18 protein-coding genes are annotated in these 18,857 nt (G+C 68.8%); 7 read left to right on the top strand and 11 right to left on the bottom strand.

Going from position 1 to position 18,857, the window contains the following annotated elements; genetic code table 11:
- The first annotated feature begins 2 nt into the window (after nucleotides 1-2).
- The 3 genes from AB0M51_RS16750 to AB0M51_RS16740 are packed head-to-tail and all read left to right on the top strand — an operon-like array spanning nucleotide 3 to nucleotide 1,218.
- Nucleotides 3-320 (top strand): metalloregulator ArsR/SmtB family transcription factor, encoded by a 318-nt coding sequence (locus AB0M51_RS16750; protein ID WP_344193769.1) that lies wholly within the window; start codon nucleotides 3-5, stop codon nucleotides 318-320.
- On the top strand, nucleotides 317-841 hold the full coding sequence (locus AB0M51_RS16745) for an SRPBCC domain-containing protein (protein ID WP_344193767.1): 525 nt from the start codon (nucleotides 317-319) through the stop codon (nucleotides 839-841). Before AB0M51_RS16750 ends, AB0M51_RS16745 begins: the two co-directional genes overlap by 4 nt.
- Nucleotides 841-1,218, top strand: a complete 378-nt coding sequence (locus tag AB0M51_RS16740) for a VOC family protein (RefSeq protein WP_363749541.1) — start codon at nucleotides 841-843, stop codon at nucleotides 1,216-1,218. Before AB0M51_RS16745 ends, AB0M51_RS16740 begins: the two co-directional genes overlap by 1 nt.
- On the opposite strand, the gene AB0M51_RS16735 is transcribed toward AB0M51_RS16740, so the two are convergent.
- Entirely contained in the window at nucleotides 1,215-4,289 is a 3,075-nt protein-coding gene (locus AB0M51_RS16735; RefSeq protein WP_344194571.1) for a replicative DNA helicase, read from the bottom strand. The genes AB0M51_RS16740 and AB0M51_RS16735 overlap by 4 nt on opposite strands.
- 457 nt (nucleotides 4,290-4,746) lie before the next feature.
- Here AB0M51_RS16735 and AB0M51_RS16730 point away from each other — a divergent pair, with 457 nt between their 5' ends.
- Nucleotides 4,747-6,066, top strand: coding sequence for an MATE family efflux transporter (locus AB0M51_RS16730; protein WP_363749540.1), 1,320 nt, complete (start codon nucleotides 4,747-4,749; stop codon nucleotides 6,064-6,066).
- A gap of 41 nt (nucleotides 6,067-6,107) precedes the next feature.
- A complete protein-coding gene (locus AB0M51_RS16725) occupies nucleotides 6,108-6,890 on the top strand; it encodes a hypothetical protein (RefSeq protein ID WP_344193761.1) in 783 nt (260 codons plus the stop codon).
- Here the strand turns inward: AB0M51_RS16725 and AB0M51_RS16720 are convergent.
- From AB0M51_RS16720 to AB0M51_RS16675, 10 genes are read right to left on the bottom strand one after another with little or no spacing between them, the layout of a single operon-like run.
- Nucleotides 6,887-7,219: a YrdB family protein gene (locus AB0M51_RS16720; RefSeq protein ID WP_363749539.1), complete on the bottom strand. Its 333-nt coding sequence runs from the start codon at nucleotides 7,217-7,219 to the stop codon at nucleotides 6,887-6,889. The two genes, AB0M51_RS16725 and AB0M51_RS16720, sit on opposite strands and share 4 nt — an antisense overlap.
- Nucleotide 7,220: 1 nt before the next feature.
- Nucleotides 7,221-7,598 (bottom strand): DUF4913 domain-containing protein, encoded by a 378-nt coding sequence (locus AB0M51_RS16715; RefSeq protein ID WP_141856453.1) that lies wholly within the window; start codon nucleotides 7,596-7,598, stop codon nucleotides 7,221-7,223.
- Nucleotides 7,588-9,420, bottom strand: a complete 1,833-nt coding sequence (locus AB0M51_RS16710) for a TraM recognition domain-containing protein (protein ID WP_363749538.1) — start codon at nucleotides 9,418-9,420, stop codon at nucleotides 7,588-7,590. Before AB0M51_RS16710 ends, AB0M51_RS16715 begins: the two co-directional genes overlap by 11 nt.
- On the bottom strand, nucleotides 9,420-11,039 hold the full coding sequence (locus AB0M51_RS16705) for an ATP/GTP-binding protein (protein WP_344193754.1): 1,620 nt from the start codon (nucleotides 11,037-11,039) through the stop codon (nucleotides 9,420-9,422). Before AB0M51_RS16705 ends, AB0M51_RS16710 begins: the two co-directional genes overlap by 1 nt.
- Before the next feature lie 34 nt (nucleotides 11,040-11,073).
- Nucleotides 11,074-12,582: an SCO6880 family protein gene (locus AB0M51_RS16700; RefSeq protein ID WP_344193752.1), complete on the bottom strand. Its 1,509-nt coding sequence runs from the start codon at nucleotides 12,580-12,582 to the stop codon at nucleotides 11,074-11,076.
- Nucleotides 12,569-14,188 (bottom strand): hypothetical protein, encoded by a 1,620-nt coding sequence (locus tag AB0M51_RS16695; protein WP_363749537.1) that lies wholly within the window; start codon nucleotides 14,186-14,188, stop codon nucleotides 12,569-12,571. Before AB0M51_RS16695 ends, AB0M51_RS16700 begins: the two co-directional genes overlap by 14 nt.
- Nucleotide 14,189: 1 nt before the next feature.
- Nucleotides 14,190-15,119, bottom strand: coding sequence for a hypothetical protein (locus tag AB0M51_RS16690; RefSeq protein WP_363749536.1), 930 nt, complete (start codon nucleotides 15,117-15,119; stop codon nucleotides 14,190-14,192).
- A complete protein-coding gene (locus AB0M51_RS16685; protein WP_344193746.1) occupies nucleotides 15,116-15,994 on the bottom strand; it encodes a hypothetical protein in 879 nt (292 codons plus the stop codon). Before AB0M51_RS16685 ends, AB0M51_RS16690 begins: the two co-directional genes overlap by 4 nt.
- A gap of 38 nt (nucleotides 15,995-16,032) precedes the next feature.
- Complete coding sequence (locus tag AB0M51_RS16680) at nucleotides 16,033-16,308, bottom strand: TrbC/VirB2 family protein (protein ID WP_344193744.1); 276 nt, start codon at nucleotides 16,306-16,308, stop codon at nucleotides 16,033-16,035.
- Between the two features lie 17 nt (nucleotides 16,309-16,325).
- Nucleotides 16,326-16,805, bottom strand: coding sequence for a DUF6668 family protein (locus tag AB0M51_RS16675; protein ID WP_325042293.1), 480 nt, complete (start codon nucleotides 16,803-16,805; stop codon nucleotides 16,326-16,328).
- Nucleotides 16,806-17,197: 392 nt separating this feature from the next.
- On the opposite strand from AB0M51_RS16675, the gene AB0M51_RS16670 reads away from it, so the two are divergent.
- Both AB0M51_RS16670 and AB0M51_RS16665 read left to right on the top strand, forming a co-directional pair.
- A complete protein-coding gene (locus AB0M51_RS16670) occupies nucleotides 17,198-18,613 on the top strand; it encodes a hypothetical protein (RefSeq protein WP_344193740.1) in 1,416 nt (471 codons plus the stop codon).
- Nucleotides 18,610-18,810, top strand: a complete 201-nt coding sequence (locus AB0M51_RS16665) for a hypothetical protein (RefSeq protein ID WP_344193738.1) — start codon at nucleotides 18,610-18,612, stop codon at nucleotides 18,808-18,810. Before AB0M51_RS16670 ends, AB0M51_RS16665 begins: the two co-directional genes overlap by 4 nt.
- Nucleotides 18,811-18,857 lie beyond the last annotated feature (47 nt).

Here is an 18,857-nt window from a genome sequence, read left to right as displayed (position 1 = left end):
CCATGGACGCGGTGCTGCACGCGTTGGCCGACGAGAGCCGACGGACGATGCTGGAGATCCTTCGGGACCATCAGGCGACGGCAGGCGAGCTGGCGGACGCGCTTCCGATCGCCCGGCCCGGTGTCTCCCGACACCTGCGGGTGCTGCGCGAGGCCGGGCTGGTCGACGTACGTCAGGAGGCGCAGCGGCGGATCTACAGCCTGCGCCCCGAGGCGCTCGTCGAGGTGGACGAATGGCTGGACGGCTATCGCGCGCTGTGGCGGCACCGGCTGGACGCGTTGCACACCGAGATCGCGCGGGGAAAGAAGGAGCGAAAGTGAAGCTGATCGGGACCATGCGGGCACTCGACGAGACCCGTGGAGCAGTGCGCGTCGAGGACGTGTACGACACAGACATCGACGACCTCTGGGAATCGTGCACGACCCCGGAGCGGCTCGCGCGCTGGATCGCCGAGGTGTCGGGCGATCTCCAGGTGGGCGGCACGGTCCAGGTCGTCTTCACCAGCACATGGACGGGACCGGCGCAGATCGAGATCTGCGAGCGGCCTCACCATCTGCTGCTCAGGACGGAGCCGGGCGCGGACGACGAGGGACAACTCGAGGCCTGGCTCACCGCGGAGGGCTCGCGGACCAGACTGGTCGTCGAGGAGCGAGGGCTGCCGGTCGGCGTACTCCACCATTACGGCGCGGGCTGGCAGGCCCACCTCGAGGACCTCGGCCGATCGCTTGCCCTGGGCGGCTCTGCTCACGAAGGCGGCTGGTCGAGCGAACGACCCGCCACGGCCTGGCACGAACGCTGGACCGAGCTGGCCGCGGCGTACGAAGACGCGAAGGTCGGCTGATGTCGGACCGGATCAAGTTCAGCGGCGTCACCGTGAACGCTCCCGACGCCCTCGCCCTCGCGAACTTCTACGCCGAGATCACCCGAGGCGTCGCGAAAGGCGACGAACACTGGGCGATCTCGACCGGCGACGGCGGAAGCATCGGCTTCCAGCAGGTCGCCGACTTCCGCCCGCCCGACTGGCCGGACGGCGAGATCCCGATGCAGATGCACCTCGACTTCTACGTCGACGACCTCGAAGCCACCGAACGCCGCGTCCTGGCAGCCGGCGCCACCCGCTTCACCTACCAACCGAACTCCGACCACTGCTTCGTCTACGCCGACCCGGCCGGCCACCCCTTCTGCCTCTCCACCTGGGACGCCCCCGAGCTCGCTTAACCGTCGTGGGCCATGTCCACGAAACGTGAGTAGTGCCCCTGGAACGCCACCACCACATCCGCAGTCGGCCCGTTCCGGTGCTTGGCGACAATGAAGTCCGCCTCACCGGGCCGGGTCGACTCCCGCTCGTACGCATCCTCCCGATGCAGCAGGATGACAACGTCAGCATCCTGTTCGAGGCTGTTATGGAGCGCGATGCCGTTGGCAACGAAGTTGTGGGTTCCTAGGACCGTTGCGTCGTACACCTCTTGCTCACCGAGGCTTTCGACGGAGGTGATCGTGTCCCAGAAGATGTCGTTGGTAGCGAGCACCTCGAGGTCGGCGTCGTCGAGGATGTCGGCGACCTTGGCCAGACGCTGACGGCTCGGAGCGTGCTTCCACATCGTCGAACCGGAGAACTGGGTGCCCATTGCCGCCGCGAATTCGCGGTGCGTGACGTTGCGCTCGGCAAGCACCTGACGGACCTGGGACCAGACCTCCTGCGGAACCGTGTCCAGGTTGGTGTTCCCCTTGACGTCCCGCAGGGCAGCAGCGGCCTCCAGCACCTTCAGACCGCGGAGACCGTGTACGCCGATTCCGTCACAGAACCGCAACTGGTTCTCTGCGCCGTAGATGTGCAGGTGATAGGCGTCGCGGTACCCGGTCTTCTTCACCGTCTTGATCCGGCTGAAGATGTTGTGGCGGAGGAGGAGGCGGGCCAGGTCGTCGACGAGGCGGCGGCTGGTGGTCGCGTAGTAGATACGTGCCTGGCCGGCCTTGTCGTCCCAGCGGACCGAGCCGTCGGTCGCCCAGAGGTGGCGGATGAAGTGCGCCACCTGATCCTTCGGCAGGCCGAACACACCGTCCGGGAGGAACTTCTCGTGACTGCGGAGGCCGAACAGTCCGAGATCGTCCAGCCACGCGGCGATCGGGTTGCGCTTGCCGCGGGCCAGGCGGTACGGCGCGGGCAGGCGCAAGGTGGTGACGCGCGCCGCGGCGTACTCGTCGCGGACCGCGGTGATGCCGAAGCGCCGCTGAGCCGCCTCGGACACCGCGGTCAGGTTGGCCTCGTCGATGCTCGCGTAACGGATCGGCTGACGCTTCACGAACGAGCCGTCACCGAGCAGGTGGGCGAGCAAGGTGAGCTCGTCCTCGTCCCACGGCGTGACGTCGAGCGGCGGCGGCACGTGGCGGAGCGAACCCAACCGGGCACCCGGCGCCAGCTCCCCCAGGGGCTTCCACCCGTTGTACGTCAGGAACGGATGGTTCGCGGTGGCTTTGACCTCGCGGCCGGAGGCGAGCTTCACCCGGAAGACTTCCTTCACACCGCTCGGGAAGGCATGCGTGAGAGTACGCGGCACCAGCTTCAGCCGGTCGTCGAGCGACCAGACCGGGATGTCACGCACGTCCTCGGCAAGCAGTTCGCCGAGGGTGATCTCCGCGCCGGTGTCCGCCCGCATCAGTCGCGTGTCCGCCGTAAGGCAACCAGATTCGCGGAGGTCGGAGGCCATGGGGCGTTTGTCGGAGCGTTGTTCGGAGCCTCGGTTCAGCTGGCAGATGGCGACTACCGGGAGCTCGAGCTCTTTCGCGAGGAGCTTGATGGAGCGGGAGAACTCGGAGACTTCGAGCTGGCGGGACTCGACCTTCTTGCCGGACGTCATCAGCTGCAGGTAGTCGATGATGATCAGTTTGAGGTCGTGGCGCTGTTTCAGGCGGCGGGCCTTGGCGCGGATCTCCATCATCGTCAGGTTCGGCGAGTCGTCGATGAAGAGTGGGGCCTCGGAGACCTCGCCCATCTTGCGGGCCAGCCGGGCCCAGTCCTCGTCGGTCATCTTGCCGTTGCGCATGTGGTGCAGCGGCACCTTCGCCTCGGCGGAGAGCAGTCGCATGGTGATCTCGTTGCGGCTCATCTCCAGCGAGAAGATGCACGAGGTCAGGCCGTGCTTGATCGAGCAGGAACGGGCGAAGTCCAGGCCCAGCGTGGAGTTGTGGGTCGGGATCATGGTCTTGCCGGCCAGGTACAGATGGTCGGCGTTGTCGACCTCGACGCAGCGCACCGGGACGCTGACCACCGGGTCCACCCACTCGAGTCGCCGCTCCCCCTCGCCGGTCAGCGCGGCCGGGTAGCCGTGCCCGGTGATCTGCCGCGGCGCGGACCCCGGGATCGACGGTGTCAGTCCGGGACTCGCCGACATCGCCGTGTAGAGGTCCTCGGTCGTGCAGATCACCGGGCGGCCGCCGTCCTCGACCCGCCACTGGTGCTCGGCGTCGGCGACGATCGTGCTGCCGTCGGAGAACGACAGCCGGTAGCACGGCCGGTCCACCATCACCTCGGTCGCCGCGACCACCGTGGTCGGCCGCCCGTCGGCGTCCAGCAACTGGTCGCCGACCGCGACCTCGGCCATCGTGGTCCAGCCGGTCGGCGTCGGCAGCGGGGTGTCGAGGGCGAGCGCCTTACCCATCGCGGGCCGGGCGGCGACGATGATCATCTGGCCGGGGTGCAGCCCGTTGGTCAGCTCGTCCAGGTCGGTGAACCCGGTGGGTACGCCGACCATCGCGTCGCCGCGGGAGTCGATCGCCTCGATCTCGTCGAGGGTGCCCTCCATGATGTCCTTCAGCGGGGCGTAGTCCTCGGCGGTGCGCTTCTCGGTGACCGAGTAGATCTCCGCCTGGGCCTCGTCGACGACGTCGTCGACCTCGCCCTCACCCGCGTAGCCGAGCTGGACGATCTTCGTACCGGCCTCGACCAGGCGACGGAGGATCGCCTTCTCCCGGACGATGTGCGCGTAGTACGACGCGTTCGCCGCGAGCGGGACCGAGGCGACCAGCGTGTGCACATACGGCGCGCCGCCGATCCGGGTCATCTCGCCGCGCTTGTTGAGCTCGGCGGCGACGGTGATCGCGTCGGCCGGCTCGCCCCGCGCATACAGGTCGGTGATCGCGTCGAAGACCAGCTCGTGCGCAGGCCGGTAGAAGTCGGTGCTGCGCAGGTTCTCGATCACGTCCGCGATCGCGTCCTTGCTCAGCATCATCGCGCCGAGCACGCACTGCTCCGCGGCCAGATCCTGGGGTGGGGTCCGGTCGAAGCCCATCGCCGGACTGCGCTCTTCGTGGCCGTCGTCCTGGCCCCCGCGGAACTCCGCCACGCTCACTTCGCCCGACCTCCTCGCCAGCCCTGCCGATCATCGGTGCCGGATTCGAACACCTGATCGAACCATAGCCAGCCCCGCGGACAGTTTCTGCTCGCCGGACGGCATCGGCCTCGCGACCGTACGCCGGTCTCGTCACCCAAAGCCACCCGGTCGTCCACAGGGGGTGGGGAAGAGCTGTGGGTAACTTGCCGAAGTCGTGTGCACAGGTTGAGCACAAGGCTGTGGATATCTGGGGACAGGGAATCCACAAATGCGCCCTGACCTGCGGATTCTCCGGTACACAACTGTGGAGGAGAAAAACTTCCGAAGGTTCTTCCGGAGTCCGGGACACGGCAGGTTTTCCACAGGCTGCGTCAGGCACAATAGCGGCCATGCCCCTGACATTTGTGCTCCCCCGGTGAGGCGGCGGCTGTTCGGCGACCAGGACCGGGAGATCCTGCGCCTCGCGGTCCCGGCGTTCTTCGCGCTGGTGTCCGAGCCGCTGATGCTGCTCGCCGACTCGGCGATCGTCGGTCACCTCGGTACGCCGCAACTGGCCGCGCTCGGGGTCGCCGGGACGATCCTGCAGACCCTGGTCGGGATCTGCGTCTTCCTCGCGTACGGCACCACGTCCGCGGTCGCCCGGCGGATCGGCGCCGGCGACCACAAGGGCGCGCTCGCCCAGGGCATCGACGGACTGTGGCTGGCGCTGCTGCTCGGCGTCGTACTCGCGGTGCTCGGGCTGGCCCTCGCGCCGCAGGCCATCGGCGCGTTCGACCCGTCGCCCGAGGTCGTCCACTACGCGGTGACGTACCTGCGGATCTCCTGCTTCGGGATCCCGTCGATGTTGCTCCTGCTCGCGGCCACCGGCGTACTGCGCGGCCTGCAGGACACCAGGACCCCGATGGTCGTCGCGATCACGGCCAACCTCGCGAACATCGGGCTGAACGTCCTCCTCGTGTACGGCGTACACCTGGACATCGCCGGCTCGGCCCTCGGTACGGCGCTGGCGCAGACCGGGGCCGGGGTCGCGCTCGCCGTCGTCGTGGTCCGCGGTGCCCGGCGGGACGGCGCCAAGCTCCGCCCGGACCGGCCCGGCATCCTCGCCTCGGCGCAGATGGGCGTACCGCTGATCGTCCGGACGCTGACGCTGCGGGCGGCGATCATCCTGCTCACCTTCGTCGCGACGGCGCTCGGTACGACGTCCGTCGCGGCGCATCAGGTGGCCTTCACGCTCTGGTCGTTCCTCGCGCTCGCCCTGGACGCGATCGCGATCGCCGCGCAGGCGCTCACCGGCCGCGCACTCGGTGCCGGCGACGTCGCCGGGACCCGGGCGGTCACCCGCCGGATGATGTGGTGGGGCCTGTTCTCGGGGCTGATCGGCGGCCTCGCGCTCTGGGGCCTGCGGGCCGTCTACGTCCCGTGGTTCACCTCGGATCCCGACGTACGCCGGACGTTGGCGGCCGTCCTGATCGTGGCGGCGCTGTGGCAGCCGGTCAACGGGGTCGTGTTCGTGCTGGACGGCGTGCTGATCGGCGCCGGGGACGGGCGCTACCTGGCCATGGCGGGCGTGGTCGCGCTGGTGCTGTACGTACCGCTGGCTCTGGCGGTGCTCTGGGCGGGCGGCGGGATCGTCGCTCTGTGGTGGGCGTTCGGCGGGTACATGTTGCTCCGATTCCTCACGCTGACGATGCGGGAGCGCCGGGAGAGCTGGCTGGTCACGGGAGCTACCCGCTGACCCTGCGGTACGGCATCGTTGAGCAGAAGGAAAGGAGCGGCATGCCCGACACCGACGACGAACAGTCTGTCGAGCTCGACCCCGTTCAGCGGGAGCAGGGCGACGACGACACCGAGGCCGCCCGCGAGCGGCGTGCCGCCACGGCTCGGGCCCAGGCCGACAAGTCCCCGACGCACGACCTCGACGACGAGGCCCGCAAGCAGCTCGACGAGGCGGACGAGCAGGCCCGCCTGGACGAGGAGGACGCTGCCGCCCGCAACGAGGAGATCGAGCTCGCCGCCAAGGACCAGCAGGCGCTCGAGGAGCACCGCCTCCGCGACGAAGTACTCGACGCGACCGCGGAGACCACCCGGGCGATGCAGCTCGCCTACGCCGACGAGCAGGCCCGCGACGTCCACCGGCAGTACGCCGCCAACGACAAGCAGCGCGGGATCGGCGACCGCGCCCACGGACGGCACGAACTCGACGAGGCGGCCGCCCGGCCCGACGACCTCGGGTCGCCGGGGCTGGCCGCGGAAGGCCGGCGGTTCCAGAACCTGGCCACTATCGAGGAGCGCCGGTCCACCGCCGAGGACCAGATCGCCGACAACTACGACGCCTCTGCCCGCGAGCACCGCGAAGAGGCCCGTGAGGCACAGCCGCACGCGTCCGGCGCCGTTCGCAACCCGCCCGAGGAAGCACCCGAGGCACAGCTCCCCCAGGACCGCCTGCACGTGCGGGGCCACGGCCAGGTCCGGGACAAGCAGGGCAAGGCCCTGAAGCCCAACCCGAGCCGCGCCGGAACTCCCGACCTGAGCATCGACCGCCGCCGGGAGCGCAGCTAGGGCTGGAGCTTCTGGGTGTGGATGATCGCGAGGTTGGCGGCGATCACCACCACGAAGACGATGCCGAGGAGCGGGTGGCCCATGCTCCACAGGGCGGCGGCCGCGAGGCCGAAGACCAGCACCTTCACGATCCATCGCGGGACCTGCCCGCGGGTGGCCGTCGGTGCCGCGAACAGTCCCCACAGGACGGCCGCCACGAGCGGCAGCCCGACCGCCAGCAGCAGCCGGGTCGCCGTCGTACCTCCGAGATCCCAGCCCCAGCGCGCGAGAACGCCCAGGGCGAGGATTTCGGCGAGGAAGGCGAGCAGCAGGTTCGCCGCCTTCCACATCTCAGACGCCGCGGATGTTCGGCTGGCGCTGGTCGAAGAACAGGCCGGCCGGCGGCTCCTGCACCGGTAGCGGCGGGATCGGGTAGTCGGTGTGCTGGTTGTTCCGGCAGGCGGCGAACGGGCCGTCCGGGTCGAGCAGCGCCATCATGTGCGGGTCCGCGTGGTCCCGCCACCAGACCGACATACCGGTCGCCGGGTCCAGCCGCAGGTGTTCCCAGGCCCGCCAGATCGAGTCCAGCCGGCTCAGCGCCTCGGCGTGCCGGTACCACTCCGGGCACCAGACGAACTGCTGCCCGAGGCGCCGCGTGTACAGGTAGATCAGCCGGTCTTCGACGAACTCCGCGACGTGCGGGTAGAAGAGCTCCTGCTCACCATCCACCGGTGTTCCCCTCGTTCTGCTCCCAGACCGGGCGCTCCGGGCCGCGCTGCTGGAGCGCCGGCTGCTGCGACGCTACCCACGGGTTGTTGCTCACCGGGATGTTCGTCGCCGCACCGGGATCGTACTTCGCCAGCGACGCCTTCACCGCACCGGCGTCCGGCCGGGTGAACCACGGGACGGTCTTCACCAGCGTGGCCGGCTGACCCGACGACAGGACGACGGCGCGCCCGGCCGGCAGTGCGGCGAGCGCGGACACGTCGAAGATGTTGTGCCGCTGGGTCTGCTGGCTGGTACCGCGCTTGCCCTCGTTGTAGGACACCGAGTTGGACTGGATGTCGTACTCGCCGACCATCTTGCTGAGCCGCTCGAGGAAGTTCGGGTCCGCGCCGCCACCGCCGTACACGCGGATGTTGGCCGAGCCCCAGAGCTTCTCCATGCCGTGGTCGCCCCAGCACTCCTGGCCCTGTGCCCAGGACTGCAGGATCGTCATCAGCACGATGCCGCGGGAGCCGAAGTGCGAGTACAGGTCCGGGAGGTTCTTCCAGCGGCAGACGTTCGCGGCCTCGTCCAGTACGCCGACCAGCGGCCTCGGCATCCGGCCGAGCGGGCAGCCGCGGGCGTACTGCTCGGCGGCCTCGGCGACGGCGACGGTCAGCGCGGTGACCAGCGGGCCCGCCGTACCGGCGCCTTCCTTGGAGAGGCTGTACAGCGTGCCGCCCTTGCGGACGAACTCGTGCGGGTTGAACTGCGGACGGTTGTCGTTCGGCCCGTTCGGGACCACCCAGCGGGTGACCTTGCGGTTGACCAGGAACTGCGCGCTCTGCTGCGCCGTACCGTAGACACCGGCGCGCTGCTTGTCGGGTGCGTTGATGACACCGGCCAGGGCGTCCGCGGACAGCTGCAGGCCCGGGGTGTTGCGCAGGATCCGCTCGGGCTCGTCGTTCCGCTGGTCGGCGAGCCAGCTGTACACCTGGGTGATCGGCCGCTTCGCCACCGCGGCGGCGAGCAGCAGGCCGGCCAGCAGGTCGGTACCGGCGGCGTCGAAGAAGGCGTCGGTCTGCGCGCCGACCGTGCGCTGCGAGGCGACGAAGTGCTCTGCGAGCTCGCGGGCCTTGGTCTCGTCGGTGATGTAGGTCAGCGGGTTCCACCACCAGTTCGGCGGCTCCTCACAGACCTCCTGCGGGTCGAACACCCACAGCGGGCCCTTCGCCGACCGCGGGCCGCGGGTGGCGTCGACGATGTCGCGCTTGTTGGAGGTGGCGATCACACAGCCGGGCGCGTCGAGGATGGCCGGCACCGCACGCGACGTGGTCTTACCGGTACGAGGACCCCAGATGTCGACGTGCATGTCTTCCCAGTTGCCGAAGACCTCGAGGTTGCCCTGCACCGTCCGGCCGATCAGGATGCCCGGGCCGGAGTCCGCGATGCCGAGCTGGTTCGCCTTCTCCTGCGCGCCTTCGCGGGTGAGCTTGTAGATCTCCGACCGCTTCGCCATCAGCGACGCCTGCCGGTCGACCCGGCCGACCGACTGCTTCCGGTTCCGCAGGTACCACCAGCTACCACCGGCCAGGCCGAGCAGTACGACGAGTTCGATGACCAGGACGCCGGTGGCCGCGCCGGACCAGTGCAGAGTGCCCTTCGCCAGGTCGACGATCGCCCCGAACGGGTTGCCGACCGAGCGAGAGCCGTTGATCGCGGAGGCGATCTTCAGCGCGCCCCAGACGACGCCCGCCACCAGCGCGACCACACCGACGATGACGAAGATGAAGATGGCCTCGGGCGATACTCCGCCCGGTCCGGTACTCCGCTTGCCGTCGGCCATTACTCGTCAACTCCCGTCCGGGCGGTGACCCGGGTCGTCGGGTCGGGCGGCGGCAACAGGGCCGGGTCGTCCAGGCTGTACTCGCCGACGACCGCCTCGGTGCCGTCCGGTGCGATCTCCACCATCTGCGGCTTGCCGTTCTCGCCCGTCGTCCACAGCTTGTTGGTGTCGTTGATCTCGCGTTCGACCGAGGTCAGGCCGACGTGCACCGGGATCCCCGGGCGGCCGCCGACCTTGATCAGGAAGTTTCCTCGGCCCGGAGGCGCGGCCTCCTTGCCGGTGGACGGGTCCCAGGCCGGCGGGTCCTGCCAGCCGACCAGCATGTTCTGCTCCTCCATGGACATCGACACGACCTCGGTCAGGTTGTCCATCTCGGCGCGCGGCAGACCGCCGCAGATCACCATGCCGGAACGCTCGACGAAACCCTTCGCCTTCATCCGGTCCTCGGGATTCGGCAGCGCCAGCAGGTCGGACATCGTGTGCGAGATCATCGCCATGCCGACACCGCGCTGCCGGTTCAGCCGGGTCAGGGCGTCGACCCGGTCGACCAGGCCGCTCCCGGCCCGCAGTACCCGCCAGAGCTCGTCGAGGATGACGAAGTAGTGCCGCCGCGGCTCCAGCCCGGCGTCCGCGAGCGCCTGCGAGACCGCGACCGCGCCGAACCCGTACGACCAGCAGGCCAGCAGTACGGCGGCCTGCAGGCTGGTCTCGGAGTCGTCGACGTTCGACACGTCGAACACCACCGGACGGTCCATCTGCATCGGGTTGTCGGTCTGCTCGGAGAAGATCTCCCCCAGCCGGCCACCGCCGACCAGGCCGATCAGCGACGCCTCGAGGCCTTCGGTGATCTGCCGGTAGCGGTCCAGGCTGCCGCGGTCCAGGGCCACGTTGCGGACCCGGTCCGGGGCGTCCTGGATGACCTGCAGCAGGTCGCGGAGCACCGGCGTACCTTGGAACCGCTCGTCCAGGACCTTGAGCGCCTCGTCGAGGATGGTTTCCTCGCGGTCGTTCGGGTTCTGGTTACGCATGATCGCGATCAGCGCCGACACCATCGTCTGGCGGCGGCCGTGCGCGTCGGCCTGGATCGCCTCCCGGGCCTTGCCGGTCAGCCGGAGCGCGGCCTGCCGGGACTCGCCCGGGTCCAGCACGTTCAGGTGGCCGCGGCCACGGCCGAGCTGGATGACCTGGCCGCCGAGGGCCTCGATCAGGTCCTTGTAGTCCGGCTTCAGGTCGCCGAGCACCAGCGGCTGTACGCCGTACCCGGCGAGACCGAGGGCCATCCGCCGGGTGATCGTCGACTTGCCCAGACCGGGCTTGCCGAGCACGAACATCGACGGGTTCGAGATCAGCTTCGCCCGCATGAACCAGCTGATCGGGTCGCAGCACATGGTCGCGCCGGACAGAATGTTCCGGCCGATCGGTACGCCGACCATCGGGCTGCCGGTACCGGCCGAGAACGGCCACATCCCGCAGACCTGCACCGTCGTACCGCGCCATTCCTGCGGAGCCTGCAGGTACGTCGAGTAGCCCCCGCCCGGCCCCGGCCAGCCACGCGGCATCGGCCGCCGGCCACGGCGGGTGGGATCGACGGGCTTCTTCTGCTTCTTCTTGTCGCTCACTGTGACTCCCCAGATGTCACTGCGCTCAGCTCAATCATAGGGATTCCCGCAGTCCGGCGGGCACCGAAAGGTGGCTCGAGACCACGACACCGAGCGGCAGCGCGGCGACGAACGCCGAGTCCTGCGAGCCGTACGCCGGCCGCAGCAGCACCCGCGCCGTGGCACCGAGGTTGTCGACCGCGGCGACCATGTCCGGCAGCTGCTCCGCCGACATCACAGTTCCCGTCACCACCATGCCGAAGTTGACCAGACCCGCGCCACGTGCCTCTTCCTGCGCGGACCGGTCGGCCGCCCTGGCCTCGGCCAGGCTGCGCGCAGACGGCCGCGCGGACGTGGTGGCGCGGAACGACGCGTTGCGCTTGTCGGCCTCCACCATCCGGGCCGCCGTACCGGCGTCCAGCGGGCGGTAGAGCAGCGTGACGCGCTTGCGGTCGATGTCCGGATGCGGCGCGACCAGCTGCGACAGCACCGACGAGAACACCTCACCGCGGGGGGCCTGCGACATCTGCCAGGTCATGGACCAGGCTGAGTCGTGCCGGTACTTGTCCCAGAACGCCTGGGCGGCTGCCGGGCCGACGTCGGTCCACTGCAGCTCGGGCGGCATGCCCTGGCTGCGGGCCTCGTCGATCAGCGACGCGGACGCCGGGTCGTACGCGATCCGGATCGCCTCGCACAGCTCCTGGGCGCTGACCGGCCGGGCGGCGCCCGCACCGGTGGCGTTCAGGCTCTGGGTGAGCGCGGGCAGCCGGGCCGCCAGCTCGCGACCCATGTCGTCTTCCTTGCGCCGCTTGCCGCTCCGGTCGGTGCCCTTGAAGGTCAGCGCGACCCGGGCCGACACCAGCGCGGAACCCTCGGGATACGTCTGCACGACCTCGGTGAGCATCGCCCGGGCGATCGGCGGCGTGTTGTCCATCATGTTGCCGCCGACCTCGCGGCGCAGCCGGATACCGGTGTCGGGCGCGCTCTCCACCGTCACCGAGGCGGCGACGATGCCCGGCTCATGGCCGAGGGACGCCAGCCACTGACCCCAGTGCGCCACCCAGACGTCGACCTGCTCCTCGTCGACGAGTGAGGCACCGTCGGGCTCGGCATTGATGACGACCGTGAAGTGCCGGGTGCTCGGGTAGAACAGCAGCGCGAACGGGCGGCCGTACGAGTCCTGGTACTCACTCAACTGGGAGGCCGCGGCGAGACCGGGAAGCTGGAACTTGCCCCAGGCGGTCCGGCCGAGCGGGCCGGAGCGGTAATGGTTGTGCTTAGCCATCTTTGCTCTTTGCCATCCAATGTAGGTCGAGAGCCGCTGCAGCGTGGAGTGCCCGTGCTTGTCCTTGGTGACCAGGAGCCCGAGCGCCGCGCCCACGATCACCAGGGTGACCAGGGCGGCCTTGATACCGCCGGACATCGTCGCGATGACGACCAGCAGCAGGCCGCCCATCATCAGCGCGGTACCGAGCATGCCCAGCCCGGCGATACCCGCCGAGGCGGGCTGCCGCCAGTTGCCGTAGGTGCGAGGTGCGCGTCGTACGTTCTCAGCCGCTGCCACTTGGTCCGTCCGGTGCTGGAGGTGGTGGCTGGTTGTCGCCACCGCTGTCGTTTGAGCCCTGCGCAGTATTGCGGGTGCTGCCGGACGGGCCACCGCCGCCACCGCCGCCACCGCCACCACCACCGCCGCCTTCGCCTGTCGACTCGGACGCGGCCATGTTTCCGAAGGCCTTGGTGGCGTCCATACCCATCTTGACGGCGATGATCGGCGCGGCTACTGCAGCTGCCGGTCCCGCCGCGGCGGCAGCACCAGCACCGCCCGCAGCCGCACCTCCTGCGGCAGCGCCACCTCCAGCCGCGGCACCACCGCCGGCCGCAGCGCCACCCGCAGCAGCTCCGCCACCGGCACCACCAGCAGCGCCTGCCGCAGCTCCGCCTTCACCACCCGCGGCCGCGGCACCTTCACCGCCACCGGCCGCGCCTTCGCCACCACCGCTTGGACCGCTGGTACTCGGAGTCTGTTGCGAAGGAACGTTCTGTGCGCCGCTCGGTCCGTCGCCTTCGCCGCCGCCCTCCGACCCCTGTTCGGCGCCCTTGTTCGCCATGTCGGCGAGCTTGTCCATCCCGACCATCCGGGCCGCGATCATGCCGGCCCCGGCCGAGCCCGCGGTCGCCGCGACCATCGGTACGACGAACCGCATCAGCGCGGGCAGCGCGAACAACGCGAGCACCAGCAACGTGGCACCGGTGACCATGTTCATCACCTTGCCGGCGACGTCCCCGTCCGAGAAGGACAGGCCTTGCCCGTTGTTCGTGGTCAGCCGGATCGCGGTGGCGTACACGATCGCTGCCACCGGCTTGTAGAGGACGAAGGCGAAGATCCAGGCCAAGATCTTCTTGAACCAGTTCCGGCCCATCTCCGTGTTGGTCGCGGCGGCCGCGATCGGCAGCACCCCGAGCAGCAGGATCAGCATCGCGGTCCGGACGATCATCAACACGATCTGGATCAGGCCGGCGATGATCGACAGGATGCCGATGCAGATCGCCAGGCCGAAGCCGATCGGACCGGTGGTTGCCGCGGTGAACCCGAGCAACTCGGTCATCGCCTTGCCGAATTCCCGATAGTCGCCGCCGGAAACCTTGCCCCAGTCGTGACAGATGAAGCCGCCTGTGGCGGAGTGCACCAACGGGTTGTGGTGGTCGGCGGGATCCCCGAGCGCCGTCGTGACCAGGCAGTTCGAGAAGTCGTCCCCGAACGTGATCAGCACCTGGGCCACCGCGATCACGAACGCGGTGGCGACAGCGAGGGTGATGAGCGCCTTCAGCAACTCGCGAGCGGATTCACCGCGCTGCGACCAGGCCATCTGGATGCAGCCGACGACGATCCCGATGGCCGCGATCGTGGCGCTGAGGTACGACGTGTGCTGCCAGACCCAGCCCACCGTGCCGTTGGTTGGCTCGCCGGTCACGATGTTGCCGATGGTCGGCGTCTTGACGTAGATCCAGAACGTGCCGATCGCGCCCATGATGATGCCCACGGCCTGCATCAGAGCGTCGAGCACCGGTTGAAAAATCATCGTGATCAACTTCTCCAGGAGCGTCTCAGCACCGTTGAGGAACGCCTCGAACGCATGCTTGAGGATGTCTACCCAGCCGAGCGAGATCATGTCAGGACGGCTTCGGTGCGACGAACCGGAGGATGGCCGGCAGCGCGACGACCGCGACGATCATCAGCGTGATGCCCATTGCCATCTTCATTGCGTCGGAGGTCCCGTCCGCCGCGCCCTGGACCTCCGGAGAGTTGCCCATCAGCGCCAGGGCGGTGGCGTATATCAGTGCCGCGACAGGTTTGTAGATGATGAATCCGGCCAGCCAGCCGATCGCGCGTTTGAACCACATCATCCCCATCTCTGTGTTCGTCGCGGCCGCCGTCAGCGGCAGCACCCCGACCAGCAGCACGAGCATTCCGTAACGGACGACCATGAGCGCCAACTGGACGATCGACGTGATCACCATCAGGATTCCGACGCAGATCACCAGCATGAAGCCGAAAGCCTCCTGCGGGGTCTTCAGCGGGTCCACCAGCGCCTTGGTGAACATGGTGGCGATGGCCGGTCCCTTGATCGCGTGGGTCTTCGGGTCCGTCGGCAGTTTGAGCGCAGAGATGATGATCCACTGCGAGAAGGCGTCCGCGGCCTTGATCAGCGTGGCCGCGAACATCGCCCCGGCCGAGGACACCACCGCCAGCGTGAGCAGCGACTTCAAGATGTCGCGCAGCGGTTCACCGCGCTGCATGAACGCCATCTGCATCGCACCGACGATCACAGCGATCCCGCCGACAACGATGACCAAGAAATTGAGGTGGTCCTGCATCCAGGTGGCCGCACCGGGTTGCGAGACGTCCGGGGTGTCGAGGTTGACCCAGAGGAACGCCACCGCATCGATGACGGCGGTGACCGCGTCCAGCACGACCTTCGCGACTGCCTCGAAGATGTGCTTGAAGATTTCGCCGAAGAACCAGCCGAGGACGTCGCCGACGTACTTCTTGACGCAGTCCGCCCAGTCCCACGGCCACCACGAGCAACCCAGGGCAATCATGAGGAACCACTGAACCTTACGTAGCCGTTGAGGGAGGACAGGATGTCCGGCTCGACCGATCCGTTGAAGCTGCCGTCAGGCTGCAGGACCGCGCGCCAGTCACCTTTCGACCACTGCATCGTGACGGGCAGCGCACCGACGCCTTGGTCGCCCAACTGGGAGGCGATCTGGATGATCGCCTGCGAGCCGTCGGGCGCGTAGTAGATCACCTTGAAGCCGACGAACTGCACGTTGGTTCCGTCGCTGGGCGTTGCCATCTCCGCCTTCGCCTCGGCGATCGCCCGCTGCTGTCCCGGCCCGGGCACCACCCGCTCGCGCAGCACGTCGAGCGCTACGGACCGGTTCTGCACCTGGCCGAGCAGAACCATCGCCGCGAGCACAGCGCCGGTCGGAGAGTGGGCGAAGCAGTACCTGACCCCGTTCGCCTTGGTTGCCGCGGGGCCGCCTGCAACCTGCAGCGGGATCAGCATCGCGCCCTCGAACTGCCAGGTGACCGCGGCCGGAGCGGAGGACCGCGGGATCACCTGGCTCGGTTTGGCGACGTGACAGCCTCCGACCGTGTTGTTCGCCGGCGGCGGAGTCACCCGCGGACTCGTCGGACCCGACGTCGGCTCCTCCGGCGTCGTGGGTTGCACGCTCGGCTCGTCGGTCGGTTCGTCGGTGGGCTGTCCGGTCGGCTGCACTGTGCTCGGAGTCTGGGTGGGACCGGCTGCCGGCGTACCCGAGCCGCCGCGCAGCAGCAGGTACACCACCAGGCACAGCACCAGGGCCACGACGACGATCGCCGACCCGACGAAGGCCGGCTGCTGGAGCATGCCGGTTCCGTCGTCGTCGGAGTCGTCTCCCGAGTCCTGGTTGCTACTGAACAGTCCCACCGTCTATCAGCCTCCGAGCACGTTCACGCGAGGCCCGGTCAGTGGCTCAGGGCGTCGACGAGTGCCGTCGCCGCACCGATCACGATGCAGGCCGCCAGCACCCAGCCCAGGCGGGCGGCGTGCTCGCCACCCTCACCGCGGCGCTGGCCGATGGCCATCATGGCGCCGGCGATGATGATGCCGAGGCTGCAGATCAGGTACGCGATCCACTTGACCCAGCCGAGCACCTTGTTCAGCCCGCTCGTGACCTCCGTCGGAGGTGCGTCGGCCGGGAGCATGTTCGGCAGCTCGGTGGCCAGATGGTGAAGCAACATCATGGTGACAATGCCTTTCAGTACGGGGCGGGGTAGTCCGCTGGGTTTGACGCGCGAAGTGCGTAGATGGATTCAAGTACTTCGAAAACCTCGTCGGGGGTGTTGTCAGGCGTGGGAGCCTCCCCTCGACGCCACTCCTCGATCCACGGAATGTCCCAGACCCTCGGGACCCCTCCGCCGACGATGTCGGCGAAGTCGTCGAGCACCCGGGGCAGCCGGCCCGGAGCGTCCGCGATCAGCACCAGGCCGAGTACGGCGACGCCCTGCACGACTCCCGAGGCCCACTCGATCGCGGCTCGCTGCGCGGCGCGCAGACCGGACCCGTGGGTCCGGGCGACCAGGATCACCGGTGTGGGCACCGGCGGTGGCGGGATCGGCCAACGGTGGTTGGCCGCCCGGGTCCCCGGAAGCAGCACGGACATCGTGGTCTCGCCGGCGCCACCGTGCACTCCGACCCACCACAACGTGTCCGCCGCCGGAATCGCGAACTTGGGCAAGCGCTGATCCTCCGCGGGCGCCGGCACCCCGTGCTGCGGGGCGGACGGCCCCCGCGGGGTGATGTCCGGCCGAGGTCCCGGAGCCACTGACGCCTGCTGTTGTGGACCCGGAGACTGCTCTCGTGTCCACGGGTTCTGCGTCATGGCCCCTCCTCTCGCGTTCCGTCACAGGCAGTCGCCCACCGTATTCTCTCGCTTTCCGGGTGTACTTTCATGACCCATCCACAGGCGAGGATGTTTCTACCCCCTTGTCGGGGTCAGTCGAGCCGCCGGGCCCGCGTGGTTTCTGCGTGCCCGGAATCCCTGGCATGCCTCGTGCGGGGGACATGCTAGAACGAGGACGTCGGAACCGGATGAACGAGGGAGACCTGTGGCGGGAATGAGAGGCCATCGTGGCTGAGAAGATCCCTTCCTGGCCGAAGGTCACGATTCGGCTCTACGACGACCACAACGCCGAAGTGAAGATCGCCGGCCGTAGTCATCCGCTCAACAACTCCGACCCCCGGGCGGCTGCGATCCAGCTGGTGGCCGAGCGCGCGGCCCAGCTCGGACGGCCGATGAAGGTCACCGCGGTCGAGGCGGACGGTGCCTCCTGGCCGTTGGTCGTGCATCCCGACGGCCAGGTCGACGCGATCGACACCGGTGCCCGGAAGAAGAAGCCGATCTGGCCGATCGTCGTGGCTCTGGTCGTGGCCGTCGTACTGATCGCCGGTACGACGCTGTATGTGACCGTGTTCAGCAAGCTCGGCGACCACAAGCCGGTGGCGACCGCCTCGCCGAAGCTGCCGTCGCTGCCCGAGCCGAGCGTCGAGCCGTACGAGTTCTCTCCCAAAACGCAGCCTCCGGGCTACACGTCGCACGCGTCCTGGAGCGTAGATATCGCCAAGGACAGCACGCCTGCGATCCGGCCAGACGGCACCGAGGTGGCGATTCTGAGCGAGGACGCTGATTCGAACCGCAAGGTCGTCGTGTTCAACAGCGAAGGCAAGGTGCTCTGGCAGGACAAGGTGCCGAAGGACGCCAGCAACCCGGTTTACACCACCATCGACTCCAAGGTGGTGCTCGCGGTCACCACCGAGGACACGCTGTACTACTGGGAGGGCGACGGCGCCTTCCCCAAGGAGATCGAGCTCCCGGACAGCGCCACCGTTCAGTTCTTCGGCAAGTCGCCGTTGATCGTGCTGTCGGGCGACAACGCCGGCGCCATGGTGGTCTCCGGCGGTGTTCTCAAGGAGGCGCCGGCCGGGCCGCGGTTGTCCACCATCCTGCTCGCCGAGGGAGACCGGGCGCTGTACGCGCTGTACGGCGGCCCGATCTACTGGACCCAGCCGGACAAGAAGACGCAACAGCTGGATCTGCAGAAGCCGGGAGGCGCCGGCGCGGTCAAGCAGGTGGTGGCGGCCAGCCCGGACTACGCCTTGGTGCTGTGGACCAGCGTCAAGAGCCCGGACATGGTGATCCCTGTGGTGCACTCGACCGCCAGCGGCAAGTTCGTCGCGGTCTGCAAGCCGCAGCAGAACGGGGACACCGAAGGCTGGGACTGGGTTCCGGACCCGATGCGCAGAGCCGCCGCCTGGGGTCCCTGCGTAATCAACCTGTCCACCGGCAAGAGCACGATCGTCCCCGACTTCCAGCCCCTGTCGCTGGCCGGCGGCTTCATCTACGGCACGATCCACAGCCAGCTCTACGCTGTATCGTCGAACTGGAGCCAGCACAAGTTGCAGGACATCACGCGGCCGTGGGGGATCGCCGGCTCGCACGCGATCGTCGTCTACAACTCCGTCCTCTACGCATTGGACCGGTCATGAGCGCACACCGTACGCCGCGGCTGGTGGCGACCCTCGCCGCGGCCGTGGTTCTGCTGATCCCGTCGACGCAGGCGCTGGCGGACAACAGCCAGCCGCAGCCGCTCGACTGGCCGACGGTCCCGCAGCCGGACCAGAGCGGTCAGCCGTTGCAACCGCAGCCGGTCGACTGGCCCGCCCCGAAGCAGATCGAAGGCTGATACCGCAGAAGGCCCGCGCCCCCAGAGGGGACGCGGGCCTTGTTGGT

Origin of the sequence: Kribbella sp. NPDC051137 (genome assembly GCF_040682535.1) — a bacterium.
Lineage (GTDB): Bacteria > Actinomycetota > Actinomycetes > Propionibacteriales > Kribbellaceae > Kribbella > Kribbella karoonensis.
This window is presented reverse-complemented; position numbering and strand designations above follow the sequence as displayed.